The organism is Enterobacter cloacae complex sp. HYC003_NIDB (assembly GCF_056673375.1).
The window spans coordinates 4,505,133-4,518,987 of the sequence record NZ_CP114220.1; the positions used below are offsets into that span (position 1 = coordinate 4,505,133).

Here is a 13,855-nt window from a genome sequence, read left to right on the forward strand (position 1 = left end):
TCACACGGAGAGCTGCTGTCGGATCGTTTCCGGCAGCAGTTCTACCGCCTGTAGATACGACGCATCCACCAGGTAGTAAATTTGCGAATCTGGCAGCGAGCCGTCGAGAAACACCGTACTCCAGTGCGCTTTATTCAGATGCTTACTTGGCCTGACATCATCGTGCTGCTGGCGCAGTAAGTCCGCCAGTTCCGGACTGGTTTTCAGTGATGCCGCAGGCCGCGCATCCACCTCTTTCACCATCGCGAACAGCACATCCCCCACTTTGATCTGCGTGGCTTTCCAGTCGCTGTGAACGCTTTGTTCCGCACCCGGCTTGCTCATGCAGTACTGAAGTATCTCCGAAATTGTCATCTTTATTCCCCTTGTAGCGTTGCGATAATTTTACGCGAACCACCGTGAATGCGATGTTCTCCCAGCCAGATCCCCTGCCACGTTCCCAGCTGTAGCCGTCCGTTGTGGACCGGCAGCATCAGCGAGACGCCCAGCAAAGAGGATTTGATGTGCGAAGGCATATCGTCCGCCCCCTCATAGTCATGCTCATAAGGCGCGTTGTCCGGGACGCTCTTCAGAAAATGGTGCTCCATGTCGGACCGGACGGTGGGATCGCAATTTTCATTGAGCGTGAGAGAAGCAGACGTGTGCTGAAGCAGCAGATGCAGCAAACCCGTTTTGACGCGCGACAGGTCGCGGATTTGCCCGATGACTTCGTCCGTCACAAGGTGAAATCCGCGTGGTTTTGCGCTTAAGGTCAGGGTCTGTTGATACCACATGTGCTGCTCCATTATGAAAGGTGAATCTTTCTAAGTGTGCAGCAAGAAAGCGAAAGGTAAAACCCGCGCAGCGAGATTTGCTTAAAAAAGCATTCACCCCGCCGTTAATACATCAGTATTCAGAGTTAACGATCACCTCTTCACCAAATTTTCCGGCCATCGGCAGCGGTCGGTAGGTGGAGTTCGAGGCGCGTAGCACCCTGATGCCTCTGGCTCCCACGTCTTGCGCCGCGGTGATGTCGTTATCTGAATCCCCGTAGAACACTTTGATATTTTTCTTTTCCAGCCACTGGGTTTTGGTGTTTTGCCCTTCCTGGTCCCCGGCAAAAATGACCGGGTTCATGCTGGCCGCCGGGATCAGGAAATCATCCTGTAGCGTTTTCGAGACGGTTTCGGTTTTGGTCTGGCTACGTCCGGTCACGAAGTAAATGCTGTCGCCGCGCTTTACGTGCATGGCGATCAGCGCGCGGGCAACCTCTTTCGGGATACTGAACTCATCCCAGCCGTTGTTCATCTTTTCCCAGAATTCCGGGTTTTTCAGATAGGCTTCGCTGTCCGGGGAGTACGTTTTTTTGCCGCGCCAGAAACCGGGGCTGGAGAAGAGAACGGTATCGTCAATATCGAAGCCCACGGCTATCGGCGGGCGACCCGTCAGGCTATTTTCGATTTGTGCCACTGAAACCCAGTGAATGGGGGCCTGTTCGGCAAGAATGGCGGCGGTAGTGCCGGTGTAAAGCGGCGTGGGTGCAGAAGCCCGTGCAACAACGGCGCTATTAAGCGAGAACAATAAGCAGGCGGCGCTGAGCGCCAGTGTGATCTTGCGCATATTTTCCCCTGAATATTCAGTTTGTTATCTTTTTATTTTGAGCGGATGGTCAAAAAACTATCCGACCATAACCCCAGCGGTAGGGGAAGGAAAGGAGTTTTTACTTATGGAGCTGAATAAAAAGAAGACGATCACAAAGCGCAGAAGAAACGTGTAGGTCCGGGAAGCGAAGCGCCACCGGGCAATGACTGGCACCGGCGCGAACAAAAAAGCCGGGTGGCGGCTACGCCTTACCCGGCCTACATACAGTATGCAAGTAAGTGAATGCTTACATTACGGATGCAAACGCCTGCGCCACGCGCTGGACGTTGCTGGCATTCAGACCCGCCACGCACATACGGCCGCTGGCGATCAGGTAGACACCGAACTCTTCGCGCAGGCGATCGACCTGCGCTGCGCTCAGTCCGGTGTAGCTGAACATCCCGCGTTGCTTGAGAAGATAATCAAAGTTATGCCCAGGCACGGCCTCTTTCAGGACGTTAACCAGCTCCTGACGCATCGACAGGATGCGCTTACGCATCGCTTCCACTTCCGCAAGCCAGGACGCTTTCAGCGTTTCGTCACCGAGAACTGTCGCCACCACCTGCGCACCAAAGTTCGGCGGGCTGGAGTAGATCCGGCGGACCGTCGCTTTAAGCTGACCGAGTACGCGTCCCGCGGCTTCGGCGTCTTCACACACCACGGACAGGCCGCCAACGCGCTCGCCGTACAGGGAGAAGATTTTTGAGAACGAGTTGCTGACCAGAGCGGGAAGCCCCGCGCTGGCAATCGCGCGAATGGCATAGGCGTCATCCTCCATGCCCGCGCCAAAGCCCTGATAGGCGATGTCGAGGAACGGGATCAGGTTACGCGCCTTCAGTATCTCGATCACCGCATCCCACTGGGCATTGGTGAGGTCCGCACCGGTCGGGTTATGGCAGCACGGATGCAGCAATACGATACTGCGCTCCGGCAGGGTGTTCAGTTTTTCCAGCAGCGCATCAACGCGCACGCCGTTGGTTTCGCTGTCGAACCACGGATAGGTCGCCACCTTAAAGCCCGCGCCCTCGAAGATCGCAACGTGGTTTTCCCACGTCGGGTCGCTGACCCACACGCCGGAATCCGGGAAGTACTTTTTCAGGAAATCTGCGCCTACCTTCAGCGCACCCGAGCCACCCAGCGTCTGGATAGTCGCCACGCGCTTTTGCGCGAGCACCGCGTGGTCCGCACCAAACAGCAACGGCGCGATAGTGTTGCGGTAGGTGTTTAATCCTTCCATCGGCAGATAAAGCGAAGCACCGTGCGGGGTTGCGTTCAGACGCGCTTCAGCTTCGGCAACGGCTTTCAACTGAGGAATGATGCCGTCTTCGTTGTAGTAAAGACCAATGCTGAGGTTCACTTTGTCGCTGCGAGGATCTTCTTTGAAACGCTCCATCAAGGAGAGGATAGGGTCGCCGGCGTAGGCGTCTACTTTCTGAAACACGCGATGTTCTCCGGATTATTATGAGGCAGGGCATTCAACAATAAACCGGAAGCGGAAGAAGATCGAGGGGATGTTAACAGAAGCGGGATGCATCGCATCCCGCTCATGCTTAGTCGACGTATTTCATTGCGACCCTTGAAGTAAGGCGCGTGATAAGTTCGTAAGCACTCACTTTTGTTATTTCAGCAATACGCTCTACCGGCAGGCCTTCACCCCACATCACCGCATCGTCCCCCGCTTTATCCTGCGCGTCGGGCCCAAGATCAACACAAATCATGTCCATCGCCACGCGACCGACAATCTTGACTTCGCGTCCATTGACCAGCACCGGCGTCCCAGTTGGCGCGGCGCGGGGATAGCCGTCGCCGTAGCCCATCGCCACCACGCCAAGACGCGTGTCGTGCTCGCTGGTCCAGGTGCCGCCGTAACCCACCGGCTCTCCCGCTTTATGCTCACGCACGGCAATCAGCTTTGAAACCAGCGACATAACCGGCTTAAAGCCAAAGTCCGGCCCCCAGGGTTTGTTCTCCAGCGGCGAAACGCCATAAAGAATGATGCCCGGACGCGCCCAGTCGAAGTGCGACTGCGGCCATAGCAGGATCCCGCTGGACGCCGCAATGGAGCGCATCCCCGGTTTGCCTTCGCAGAAGGTGTTGAAGATATCAAGCTGCTGTTCCGTTGCGCCGCATTCAGGCTCATCGGCGCGGGCAAAGTGGCTGACGATGTTCACCGGCTGACGCACATTTTTGCACTGACACAGACGCTGATAAAACGCCTCCGCGCTTTCCGGCCGCACGCCCAGACGGTGCATGCCCGTGTCGAGCTTCATCCAGACGGTGACCGGCTCGCTCAGTTCAGCCGTTTCCAGCGCGGCCAGCTGTTCTTCGTTATGCACCGCCGTGTGCAGGTGCTGATCGGCAATGGTCGGCAGGTCCGAGGCTTCAAAAAAGCCTTCCAGGAGCAGTATCGGTTGCGTAATTCCACCTGCGCGCAGGCGGAGAGCTTCTTCGAGACGGGCGACGCCAAAAGCGTCGGCATCGGGGAGCGTTCGCGCGGTCTCAAGAAGACCGTGTCCGTAAGCGTTCGCTTTCACGACTGCAACGAGCTGACTGGCGGGCGCCAGTTCTCGCAGACGTTGCAGGTTGTGTCGCAGAGCGCGGCGGTTAATAACAACAGTTGCCGCTTGCATTTGAATTCCTTAGAAATTACTCATCATCATATTGAGGACCGGCATAGTTGTCGAAACGCGACCACTGGCCGTTAAAGGTCAGACGTACCGTACCGATGGGGCCGTTACGTTGCTTACCAATAATAATTTCGGCGATCCCTTTCAGATCGCTGTTCTCGTGATAAACCTCATCACGGTAGATGAACATGATTAAGTCGGCATCCTGCTCGATGGAGCCGGATTCACGCAGGTCGGAGTTGACCGGGCGCTTGTCTGCACGTTGTTCCAGAGAGCGGTTAAGCTGCGATAGCGCCACCACCGGCACGTGCAGCTCTTTGGCTAACGCCTTGAGCGAGCGGGAAATCTCGGCAATCTCCAGCGTACGATTGTCGGAAAGCGACGGAACGCGCATCAGCTGAAGGTAGTCGATCATGATGAGGCCGATACCACCGTGTTCACGGGCGATACGGCGCGCGCGGGAGCGCACTTCCGTCGGCGTCAGGCCGGAGGAGTCATCGATATAGATGTTCCGTTTTTCCAGCAAAATCCCCATGGTACCGGAGATCCGCGCCCAGTCCTCATCGTCCAGCTGACCGGTACGGATGCGGGTCTGATCCACACGCGACAGGGACGCCAGAGAACGCATCATGATCTGTTCAGAGGGCATCTCAAGACTGAAGATAAGCACCGGCTTATCCTGCAACATCGCCGCGTTTTCGACGAGGTTCATCGCAAATGTCGTTTTACCCATCGACGGACGCGCCGCGACGATAATCAAATCCGATGGCTGAAGACCTGCCGTTTTCTTGTTGAGATCGTCATAACCGGTGTTCACCCCCGTCACGCCATCGTGCGGCTGCTGGAAAAGCTGCTCAATACGCGCAACCGTGGCGTCGAGCACATCGGCGATATTTTTCGGGCCTTCGTCTTTGTTCGCACGGCTTTCGGCGATTTTAAAGACGCGGGATTCCGCCAGGTCGAGCAGATCTTCGCTGGTGCGCCCCTGGGGATCGAAACCGGCCTCGGCGATCTCATTCGCCACCGAGATCATCTCGCGGACAACGGCACGTTCACGAACGATATCAGCGTAAGCGCTGATGTTCGCGGCACTTGGCGTGTTTTTTGACAGTTCTGCCAGATAGGCAAATCCGCCGACGCTGTCGAGCTGTCCCAGACGCTCCAGCGATTCTGCGAGCGTAATCAGGTCGATAGGGCTGCCCGACTCCTGCAAACGCGCCATTTCCGTAAAGATGTGGCGGTGCGGGCGGGTATAGAAGTCTTCCGCGACAACGCGCTCGGCGACGTCGTCCCAGCGTTCGTTATCCAGCATTAAACCGCCCAACACCGACTGTTCCGCTTCAATCGAGTGCGGCGGGACTTTTAACCCGGCGACCTGATAATCACGCTCACGAGGTTCAGTCTGTTTGTTGAAGGGTTTGTTTCCTGCCATAGTGAATGGAGTTACCGAGATAAAGAGTGGGTCGAAAGATTACCACATTCTGGAGGAAGCATGGCAACACGTATTGAATTTCACAAGCATGGTGGCCCTGACGTACTCAAAGCGGTGGAATTTACCCCCGCTGCGCCTGGCGAGAACGAAATCCAGGTGGAAAACAAAGCGATCGGCATTAACTACATCGATACCTATATTCGCGGCGGCCTCTATCCGCCTCCGTCGATGCCGAGCGGACTGGGCACCGAGGCGGCCGGTATCGTCAGCAAAGTGGGCAGCGCGGTTAAGCACATTAAGGAAGGCGATCGCGTGGTGTACGCGCAGTCGGCGCTGGGCGCTTACAGCTCCATCCATAACGTTCCGGCCGAGAAAGCGGCGCTTCTGCCAAATGCGATCGGCTTCGAGCAGGCTGCCGCCTCATTCCTGAAAGGGCTGACGGTCTATTATCTGCTGCGCAAAACCTACGAAATTAAGCCTGACGAGCAATTCCTTTTTCACGCAGCCGCAGGTGGCGTGGGGCTGATTGCCTGCCAGTGGGCGAAAGCCCTGGGCGCGAAGCTGATCGGCACCACAGGCAGCGCGCAAAAAGCGCAGCGCGCGCTGGACGCGGGCGCATGGCAGGTGATCAACTACCGGGAAGAGAGCATCGTTGAGCGGCTGAAAGAGATCACTGGCGGCAAAAAGGTCCGCGTGGTGTATGACTCGGTGGGGAAAGACACCTGGGAATCTTCGCTGGACTGCCTGCAACGTCGCGGGCTGATGGTGAGCTTCGGTAACGCCTCCGGGGCAGTCACCGGCGTCAACCTGGGCATTCTGAATCAGAAAGGGTCACTGTACGTCACTCGCCCTTCCCTGCAAGGTTACATCACCAACCGGGAAGAACTTGAGGAAGCCAGCAACGAGCTGTTCTCGCTGATCGCCAGTGGGGTAATTAAAGTGGATGTGGCAGAGGCGCAGAAATATCCGCTGACCGATGCGCAGCGCGCGCATGAGGTGCTGGAGAGCCGGGCAACGCAGGGATCAAGTCTGTTAATTCCCTGAGCCATAAAAAGAAATTGGGCTTCCCGTGGGAAGCCCTTTCTTTTTTTAGTTCGGCTGTATGTAGGGTACAGCTCGATGAATTCTTTAGCGGCAGCCATAGTGACAGATTCGATAAGTAAATCCTATTCTGTTCTAAGGATTGCTGCCGGAAAAGTTGCAGGTATGTGACGTACACCTCAATACCTTAGTAACGGAAGCGGTTATTACGCTGATAAGTGGGCAGTTTTGGTGATTTAATCGCCCGTATCGCCCATACCACCGCAATCGCCAGAAGTAACCACGGCAAGAGTTTAATCGTCAGGGCAAATAAACCGCCGACAAACATCACCACCGTGGCCACGACGAGCGCGGCCAGGATACCGAGCAGCGATACGCCCGTGACCATCAGCATGATAAAGAAGCCAATCACAAAAAGTAGTTCCAGCATGGTGCTCTCCCACGAGTTCCCGAATGATACTGCGATCGTTACAAGAAACATGCCAAAAATAAGTCGTTGTTCTGAAAGCAAAACGCCCCGCAATGTCTTGCAGGGCGTGGCGTATTTGACCATCTTTTAGCGAAATTTAACGTTTATCCGCAACCAGACGCAGCGCGTGTTCCAGGACCTCAATATCCGCACCGGCCTTATGCGCGTTCTCGCTGAGATAACGACGCCACTGGCGCGCGCCAGGAATGCCCTGGAACAGGCCAAGCATATGGCGGGTAATGTGGCCCAGATACGTACCATGACTCAGCTCGCGCTCAATGTACGGATACATGGCGCGCACTACTGCCACGGGATCGGTGTCAGCACCGTCAACGCCAAAGATTTCCCGGTCAACCGTCGCCAGAATGCCCGGATTCTGATACGCCTCGCGTCCGACCATCACGCCATCCATATGTTCGAGATGCGCTTTGGCCTCGTCCAGCGACGTAATACCGCCGTTGATCGACATGGTCAGGTGCGGGAAGTCGCGTTTTAGCTGGTACACGCGCGGGTAGTCCAGCGGTGGGATCTCGCGGTTTTCTTTCGGGCTGAGGCCAGAGAGCCAGGCTTTACGGGCGTGGATGATAAACATCTCGCATTCACCCTTCCCTGATACGGTGTTGATGAAATCACACAGGAACTCGTAGCTGTCCTGGTCGTCTATGCCGATACGGGTTTTGACCGTGACCGGGATAGAGACGACGTCGCGCATCGCTTTGATACAGTCCGCCACCAGATGTGCATTACCCATCAGACACGCGCCGAACATACCGTTTTGCACACGGTCGGACGGGCAACCGACGTTGAGGTTAATCTCGTCATAGCCGCGTTCTTCAGCCAGCTTCGCGCACTGCGCCAGCGCAGCCGGATCGCTGCCACCCAGTTGCAGCGCAACCGGATGCTCCTCTTCGCTGTACGCCAGATAATCGCCCTTGCCGTGAATAATTGCGCCGGTAGTGACCATTTCGGTGTACAGCAGCGTATGGCGGGAGAGCTGGCGCAGGAAATAGCGGCAGTGTCTGTCCGTCCAGTCAAGCATTGGCGCAACGGAGAAACGGTGTGCAGGGAAGGCGGTCTGGAATTCTGACGACATGGCGAAGTTTTAAGCATCTGGTGGAAAAGGGGCGCTACTATAGCACAAAGAAAAGCCGGAGGCGCAGCGCCTCCGGTGTACTTTAGAACGTCATGCTCAACTGTGCCCCTGCGCCCCAGGTCTCGTCTTCGCCATAAAGCCCCATCAGGTCAACGTGGACGGAGTTGAACGGCGCGAAACCGACACCGCCGGTAAAGACGTTGCTGTCGTTCCCTTTCATATCCGCACGATAACCGGCGCGTACTGCCAGCCAGCTCAGTGGCGTGACTTCGGCACCAACGCCAACGTACTGGGAGGTGTCTTCGCTTTTAAAGCCCTTGGTTTCGGTCAGATCGCCGTCTGCGGTCAGCGTGACCAGATCGTTGTGCCAGGCGGCCCCGGCAGTGACCAGCGGACGGATCTGATAGGTGTCTTTATAACTCACCACCTCTCCCGTGCGCCCATTGCGAATGCGGATATCTTTGGTATCGATATCGCGCGACATCAGGTTTTGCCCGCTCACGCCGACCGTCCAGTTTTCACCAAAATCAGCAGCAATACCGGCATCGACGTTGAAGCCAGTGTCGTCGGTACGGTAGCGGCTGTCGTTCCACTTATTACTGTCGTAATCGTAGATTGAAGTGGTGTAGTTATAGAGCCAGGTTTTTTGCAGCTTCGGCGTGACGCCAACGGAAACCGGAACGCCGCCAAGATCGAACTGACGGGCCACCGCAATACCGTAGTCGGACACAATCGCCGCCCGACCAGACGCCGTAGAGTTAAGGTTTTTGGTGATCTGATCGGTACCGTTTAGCGCGGCATCCAGCGCCACACCGGCAGCCACCGCATCGCTTCGTTGTATACCGCGCAGATAATCAATGTCCTGCTGATCGATTAAAGAGCTGACCCGGCCATGGGCATAGCCTTTTGCCATAAAGGCCACGGAAAGAATATCGTTAGGGATACTGACGGCAATCCCCGCCCCTGCGGTGGCGTGTGCGGTCTTGCCTTTCAGGTAGTCCAGTTCATCAGCGAGATCTTTCGCTGCGCCCTGGAACTGATTGATCGAACCTAATGGATTGGTGATAACTTCAATGGGGGTCAGACTATCAACCACATCCTTGTAATGATTGATTTTGTCGTTAATGGTATCAATCTCGTCCTGAAGATTGTCTTCATCGGTCACCTGCACGCCAACGGACGGCAAAATGACCGTCACATCATCCTCTGGCTTAGATTTTGCCAGTAACGCGGGGTTGATTAACGCCCCGCTGCCATAGCTCCCTGCCGCGACACCCGTTCCGCCCATTGCGTCGCTACGCGCTTCCGTCCAGGTATTGGCTGCTCCCGCCTGATTTGCCATAAAAAAGGAGACAGCGATGCTAACCATCGAAAATTTAAAATGTTTTTTCACAGTGTGCTCGTAAATAGTTTGTTATTAGTTAACCCTGTCTGTTATCACCCAAACAGGAACGAACTATTGCTGTGAATAAGTGCAAAAAGACCCGCTATTTCCTTAAGTTAAATTCCATCCCGGCCTGTTGTAATATGTGACGACCATCAATATTTATAGAAGAGGAAATTATTTTCGCCCAGGTTTTCCATCGTGCGGCCCAAAAAACTGAGGCGGATGGTCGACCCAGCGGTCTTCGCGCGTCGCGGCATACACCGGATTGAGCGGATAGTAGATGCGGTTATGTTTTTTATTGGCCTCACCCACCACCAGTAAGCGCACCTCTTCATCGGTATTGTTGATAAAGGTGTGACACACGCCCGTCCCGGCTGGAAATCCCACGCTGTCTCCGGGTTCGAGCTTCCATAAATAGCCATTGATCCAGGCCTCAGGGTAACCCTCCAGAACGTAAACAAACTCCTCTTCGTCGCTTTCCGCATGCGGATAAGACGTACGGCGTCCGGGTGGCAGCCGTTCATGGTGAATACCAATGCGGCCGAGACCCAGCCTGCGGGCCAGCGGCGCGCCAACAGAAAAACGTTCGTTACTGTCAGGATACGTTGCGTCATCAGCGCCTTCCACGTCCCGCCAGTGCCGAATACAGTCAGGTCTTTTCATTTTGCGATCTCCTGATTTGCGATGCGTCAGGTATAGCACAGCCTGGCGGATCTCGGTGTTTTTAGCAGAACATGATAAAGTGAATGTTTTCACCCCTTACCATATCCGAGGTGCCCGATGGACAAGTCCACAAAAGAGCTGTTAGCGCAAGCTGAAAAGCTGTGCGCGCAACGCAATGTGCGCCTGACCCCGCAGCGCCTTGAGGTACTGCGTCTGATGAGCCTTCAACAGGGCGCCATCAGCGCCTACGATCTGCTCGATCTGCTGCGTGAAAGCGAGCCGCAGGCAAAACCGCCGACCGTTTATCGGGCGCTGGATTTTCTGCTGGAGCAAGGGTTTGTGCATAAAGTGGAATCAACAAACAGCTATGTGCTGTGCCATCTTTTTGACCAGCCAACTCACACGTCCGCCATGTTTATCTGCGATCGCTGTGGTGTGGTGAAGGAAGAGTGTGCGGAAGGTGTGGAAGATATTATGCATACGCTGGCAGCCAGAATGGGCTTTGCGCTGCGCCATAACGTGATTGAAGCCCACGGCTTATGTTCTGCCTGCGTGGAGGTGGAGTCATGCCGCCATCAGGATGCCTGTCAGCACGATCACTCTATCCTGGTGAAGAAAAAGCCGCGTTAAAGCCAAAGAAAAAGGCGGCTCAGGGCCGCCCTTGGGGATAGTGCCGGTTACCAGCGGTAGTCGTTACGGGTTTCCCAGTCTTTGACTTCGTTTTCCGCCTGATCTTTTTCGTAACCGTAGCGCTCCTGGATTTTACCTACCAGCTGATCGCGCTTACCTTCAATGACGGTCATATCGTCATCTGTCAGCTTACCCCACTGTTCTTTCGCTTTACCTTTGAATTGCTTCCAGTTGCCGCCGATTTCGTCTTTATTCATAATCGTGTCCTCGTGTTAAGCGTCTATGAGTATCGTCCGCTTCGTTCTTTTCTGCTGGACGTGATTATTATTGTAGTTAAGGATTCGGCAGTTGTTTTTATATTCGGAATCTTTAACCGTTACGATATATCGTGCGGGGCTGGAAACCAGGTATTGTTTCGCCAGTGACGATGCCAGATAACGGCCAGCGAAAGGCCACGCAGTGAGAGAAACACCGCCAGCGCCAGCCACAGACCATGATTGCCGAGATACGGCAGGGTTAGCAGCGTCAGGCCGAACCCCGCCGCCGCGACGGCCATGCTGTTGCGCATCTCCGCCCCTCGCGTCGCACCAATAAACATGCCGTCCAGCAAATAGCACCACACGCCCACCACCGGTAATACTACCTGCCAGAAGATGTAGCGATCGGCCAGCTCACGTAGCGCGGGCAACGAGGTGAGTAGTGCGACAATATGCCCACCAAAACAGGCGTACACCAGAGCAAAGACCAGCGCTACCAGGCCCGCCTGACGACAGGCAGCACGCCAGACTTCACGTAACTGGCCGCTTTCACGGGCGCCATAGGCCTGCCCTGAATGCGCCTCCACGGCGTAAGCAAAACCATCCAGCGCGTAAGCGGTAAAGGTCAGTAATGTCATGAGCACTGCGTTGACGGCAACGATCTCAGGCCCAAGACGCGCACCAAAAACGGTTAATGCACCAAAGCAGAGTTGCAGCAGAAGCGAACGGAGCATGATGTCGCGATTAAGCGCCAGCAGCTTACGAATGTTGCCGCGCCAGGCCGATTTCAGCAGATCCAGGGTGATACCGCGCATCGCCAGCACGCGCCAGACCATCCCCAAACCGATCAGCAGCGTACCGTACTCGGCAATCGCCGTGGCCAGCGCCGCGCCCCGGACGTTCATGTGCAGCCCCATCACCAGCCAGAGATCGAGCACAATGTTAAGCAGGTTGCCCACCACCAGCAGGATCACCGGCGCGCGGGCGTACTGCACGCCCAGCAGCCAGCCCAGCAGGACCAGGTTTGCCAGTGAAGCGGGCGCGCTGAGCCAGCGAATTTCGAGGAACCGCCGGGCCTGTTCCAGTACGGCATCGCTGCCGCCTACAATATGGAGCGCAAGATCAATCAGCGGCGTACGCAACAGAATGATTAACGCGCCAGCACCGAATGCCAGAATGAGCGGCTGAACCAGCGCACGCGCCAGACGCAGGGGATCTTTTGCACCATACGCCTGGGCCGTCAGGCCTGTCGTACTCATGCGCAGAAAAAGCAGCAGCATAAAGAGGAAGCTGGTCGCCGTTGCGCCGATCGCGACGCCGCCAAGATAAATCGGCGAATCGAGATGCCCGATAACCGCCGTATCCACCAGCCCCAGCAGAGGAACGGTAATATTGGAAAAAATCATCGGTAGCGCAAGACGCCACAACGCCTTATCGGCAGAAGTTAGCAATGCCATGGAAATTACCGGAATCAGAAAACAGGCCAGGCTGTAGAGGAACTACAGCCTGTCAGGAAGAGATTACAGCCATTCACCGTTGCGGATAACGCCGACCGCCAGTCCTTCAATAGAGAAGCTCTGCTCGCGGAGATCCACCACAATCGGGGAGAATTCATTGTTTTCAGGCAGAAGCTGCACGGTATTGCCTTGTTTCTTAAGGCGCTTAACCGTCACTTCATCATCAATGCGCGCTACCACGACTTGCCCGTTACGCACATCCTGCGTTTTGTGTACCGCCAGCAGATCGCCATCCAGAATACCGATATCTTTCATGGACATTCCGCTAACGCGCAGCAGGAAATCGGCGCTCGGCTTGAACATGCCTGGGTCAACCTGATAGTGCCCTTCGATGTGCTGCTGCGCCAGCAGAGGTTCACCTGCGGCAACGCGGCCCACCAGTGGAATACCGCTCTCTTCTTCCACAAGCAGACGAATGCCGCGTGAGGCGCCGGAAACAATCTCAATCACGCCCTTACGCGCCAGCGCTTTAAGGTGCTCTTCGGCAGCATTAGGAGAACGGAAGCCCAGACGCTGCGCAATTTCTGCACGCGTGGGTGGCATACCCGTCTGGCCGATATGATCCCGAATGAGATCAAACACCTCTTGCTGCCTGGTCGTTAACGCTTTCATACCGCCCCCTGGGTGTATATACAGTTATGCTGTGAGTATATACAGTCAAAGGCGATTTTGGAACCAAAAACTGCACAAAAAACCAGGGACTTAATTATTCCTCGAGGCTCATCGGAAATGCGACCAAAGCAGCGTGACCCAGGTGATCGCCGCAGTGATAATCGCCAGCAGTACGGCAGCAGAACCCATGTCTTTCGCCCGGCCAGACAGTTCATGGAATTCCGACCCGATTCGGTCAACAACGGCCTCAATAGCGCTATTCAGAATTTCCACTATCATCACCAGAAGGACAGATCCGATGAGCAGTACGCGGGTGATAGCATCAACATCAAGGAAGCAGGCGATGACAACGGCAACGATTGCGGCAACCGCTTCCTGGCGGAAAGCGGCTTCATTAACCCATGCCGCGCGGAAACCTTTCCATGAATAACCGGCAGCTTTAATGATTCGAGTTAACCCAGTGGTATTATTGGCCATTAAAAGAACCTTTTATGATAAATAGCGTCT

16 protein-coding genes are annotated in these 13,855 nt (G+C 55.5%); 2 read left to right on the top strand and 14 right to left on the bottom strand.

All coding sequences use genetic code 11. From position 1 onward, the window contains the following. The 6 genes from O1722_RS21580 to dnaB all read right to left on the bottom strand — a co-directional run bounded on the left by O1722_RS21580 (nucleotide 1) and on the right by dnaB (nucleotide 5,679). Nucleotides 1-354, bottom strand: coding sequence for an MmcQ/YjbR family DNA-binding protein (locus O1722_RS21580; protein WP_017382628.1), 354 nt, complete (start codon nucleotides 352-354; stop codon nucleotides 1-3). Between the two features lie 2 nt (nucleotides 355-356). Then, nucleotides 357-773 carry a secondary thiamine-phosphate synthase enzyme YjbQ gene (locus O1722_RS21585; RefSeq protein ID WP_017382627.1) on the bottom strand — a complete coding sequence of 139 codons (417 nt, stop codon included), beginning with the start codon at nucleotides 771-773 and terminating at the stop codon, nucleotides 357-359. A gap of 112 nt (nucleotides 774-885) precedes the next feature. Continuing rightward, nucleotides 886-1,599, bottom strand: coding sequence for an acid phosphatase AphA (gene aphA, locus O1722_RS21590; protein ID WP_017382626.1), 714 nt, complete (start codon nucleotides 1,597-1,599; stop codon nucleotides 886-888). A gap of 268 nt (nucleotides 1,600-1,867) precedes the next feature. After that, a complete protein-coding gene (gene tyrB, locus O1722_RS21595) occupies nucleotides 1,868-3,061 on the bottom strand; it encodes an aromatic amino acid transaminase (protein WP_033488126.1) in 1,194 nt (397 codons plus the stop codon). Between the two features lie 109 nt (nucleotides 3,062-3,170). Beyond that, a complete protein-coding gene (gene alr / locus O1722_RS21600; RefSeq protein ID WP_033488125.1) occupies nucleotides 3,171-4,250 on the bottom strand; it encodes an alanine racemase in 1,080 nt (359 codons plus the stop codon). 16 nt (nucleotides 4,251-4,266) lie between these two features. Beyond that, on the bottom strand, nucleotides 4,267-5,679 hold the full coding sequence (gene dnaB / locus O1722_RS21605; RefSeq protein WP_003860298.1) for a replicative DNA helicase: 1,413 nt from the start codon (nucleotides 5,677-5,679) through the stop codon (nucleotides 4,267-4,269). 60 nt (nucleotides 5,680-5,739) lie between these two features. On the opposite strand from dnaB, the gene O1722_RS21610 reads away from it, so the two are divergent. Further along, the gene (locus tag O1722_RS21610) at nucleotides 5,740-6,723 is read left to right on the top strand and encodes a quinone oxidoreductase (protein WP_003860300.1); all 984 of its coding nucleotides are present in this window, start codon (nucleotides 5,740-5,742) and stop codon (nucleotides 6,721-6,723) included. Nucleotides 6,724-6,907: 184 nt separating this feature from the next. Here O1722_RS21610 and pspG read toward each other — a convergent pair whose 3' ends face one another. The 4 genes from pspG to O1722_RS21630 all read right to left on the bottom strand — a co-directional run bounded on the left by pspG (nucleotide 6,908) and on the right by O1722_RS21630 (nucleotide 10,332). Then, nucleotides 6,908-7,150 carry an envelope stress response protein PspG gene (gene pspG, locus O1722_RS21615; protein ID WP_017382623.1) on the bottom strand — a complete coding sequence of 81 codons (243 nt, stop codon included), beginning with the start codon at nucleotides 7,148-7,150 and terminating at the stop codon, nucleotides 6,908-6,910. A gap of 136 nt (nucleotides 7,151-7,286) precedes the next feature. Then, nucleotides 7,287-8,282 (bottom strand): tRNA dihydrouridine(20/20a) synthase DusA, encoded by a 996-nt coding sequence (gene dusA / locus O1722_RS21620; protein ID WP_033488124.1) that lies wholly within the window; start codon nucleotides 8,280-8,282, stop codon nucleotides 7,287-7,289. A gap of 82 nt (nucleotides 8,283-8,364) precedes the next feature. Continuing rightward, complete coding sequence (locus O1722_RS21625) at nucleotides 8,365-9,651, bottom strand: conjugal transfer protein TraF (protein WP_218834420.1); 1,287 nt, start codon at nucleotides 9,649-9,651, stop codon at nucleotides 8,365-8,367. Nucleotides 9,652-9,843: 192 nt separating this feature from the next. Continuing rightward, nucleotides 9,844-10,332 carry a cupin domain-containing protein gene (locus O1722_RS21630; RefSeq protein WP_017382621.1) on the bottom strand — a complete coding sequence of 163 codons (489 nt, stop codon included), beginning with the start codon at nucleotides 10,330-10,332 and terminating at the stop codon, nucleotides 9,844-9,846. Nucleotides 10,333-10,449: 117 nt separating this feature from the next. Between O1722_RS21630 and zur the strand changes: the two genes are divergently transcribed. Continuing rightward, nucleotides 10,450-10,962 (top strand): zinc uptake transcriptional repressor Zur, encoded by a 513-nt coding sequence (zur, locus tag O1722_RS21635; protein WP_006810484.1) that lies wholly within the window; start codon nucleotides 10,450-10,452, stop codon nucleotides 10,960-10,962. Nucleotides 10,963-11,009: 47 nt separating this feature from the next. Here zur and O1722_RS21640 read toward each other — a convergent pair whose 3' ends face one another. From O1722_RS21640 to O1722_RS21655, 4 genes are all read right to left on the bottom strand, one after another. Continuing rightward, nucleotides 11,010-11,219, bottom strand: a complete 210-nt coding sequence (locus O1722_RS21640; protein WP_003860314.1) for a CsbD family protein — start codon at nucleotides 11,217-11,219, stop codon at nucleotides 11,010-11,012. A 119-nt stretch (nucleotides 11,220-11,338) separates the two neighbouring features. Further along, on the bottom strand, nucleotides 11,339-12,676 hold the full coding sequence (gene dinF / locus O1722_RS21645; RefSeq protein ID WP_033488122.1) for an MATE family efflux transporter DinF: 1,338 nt from the start codon (nucleotides 12,674-12,676) through the stop codon (nucleotides 11,339-11,341). Between the two features lie 63 nt (nucleotides 12,677-12,739). Continuing rightward, the gene (gene lexA / locus O1722_RS21650; protein WP_003860318.1) at nucleotides 12,740-13,348 is read right to left on the bottom strand and encodes a transcriptional repressor LexA; all 609 of its coding nucleotides are present in this window, start codon (nucleotides 13,346-13,348) and stop codon (nucleotides 12,740-12,742) included. Between the two features lie 108 nt (nucleotides 13,349-13,456). Continuing rightward, on the bottom strand, nucleotides 13,457-13,825 hold the full coding sequence (locus tag O1722_RS21655; protein ID WP_017382619.1) for a diacylglycerol kinase: 369 nt from the start codon (nucleotides 13,823-13,825) through the stop codon (nucleotides 13,457-13,459). Nucleotides 13,826-13,855 lie beyond the last annotated feature (30 nt).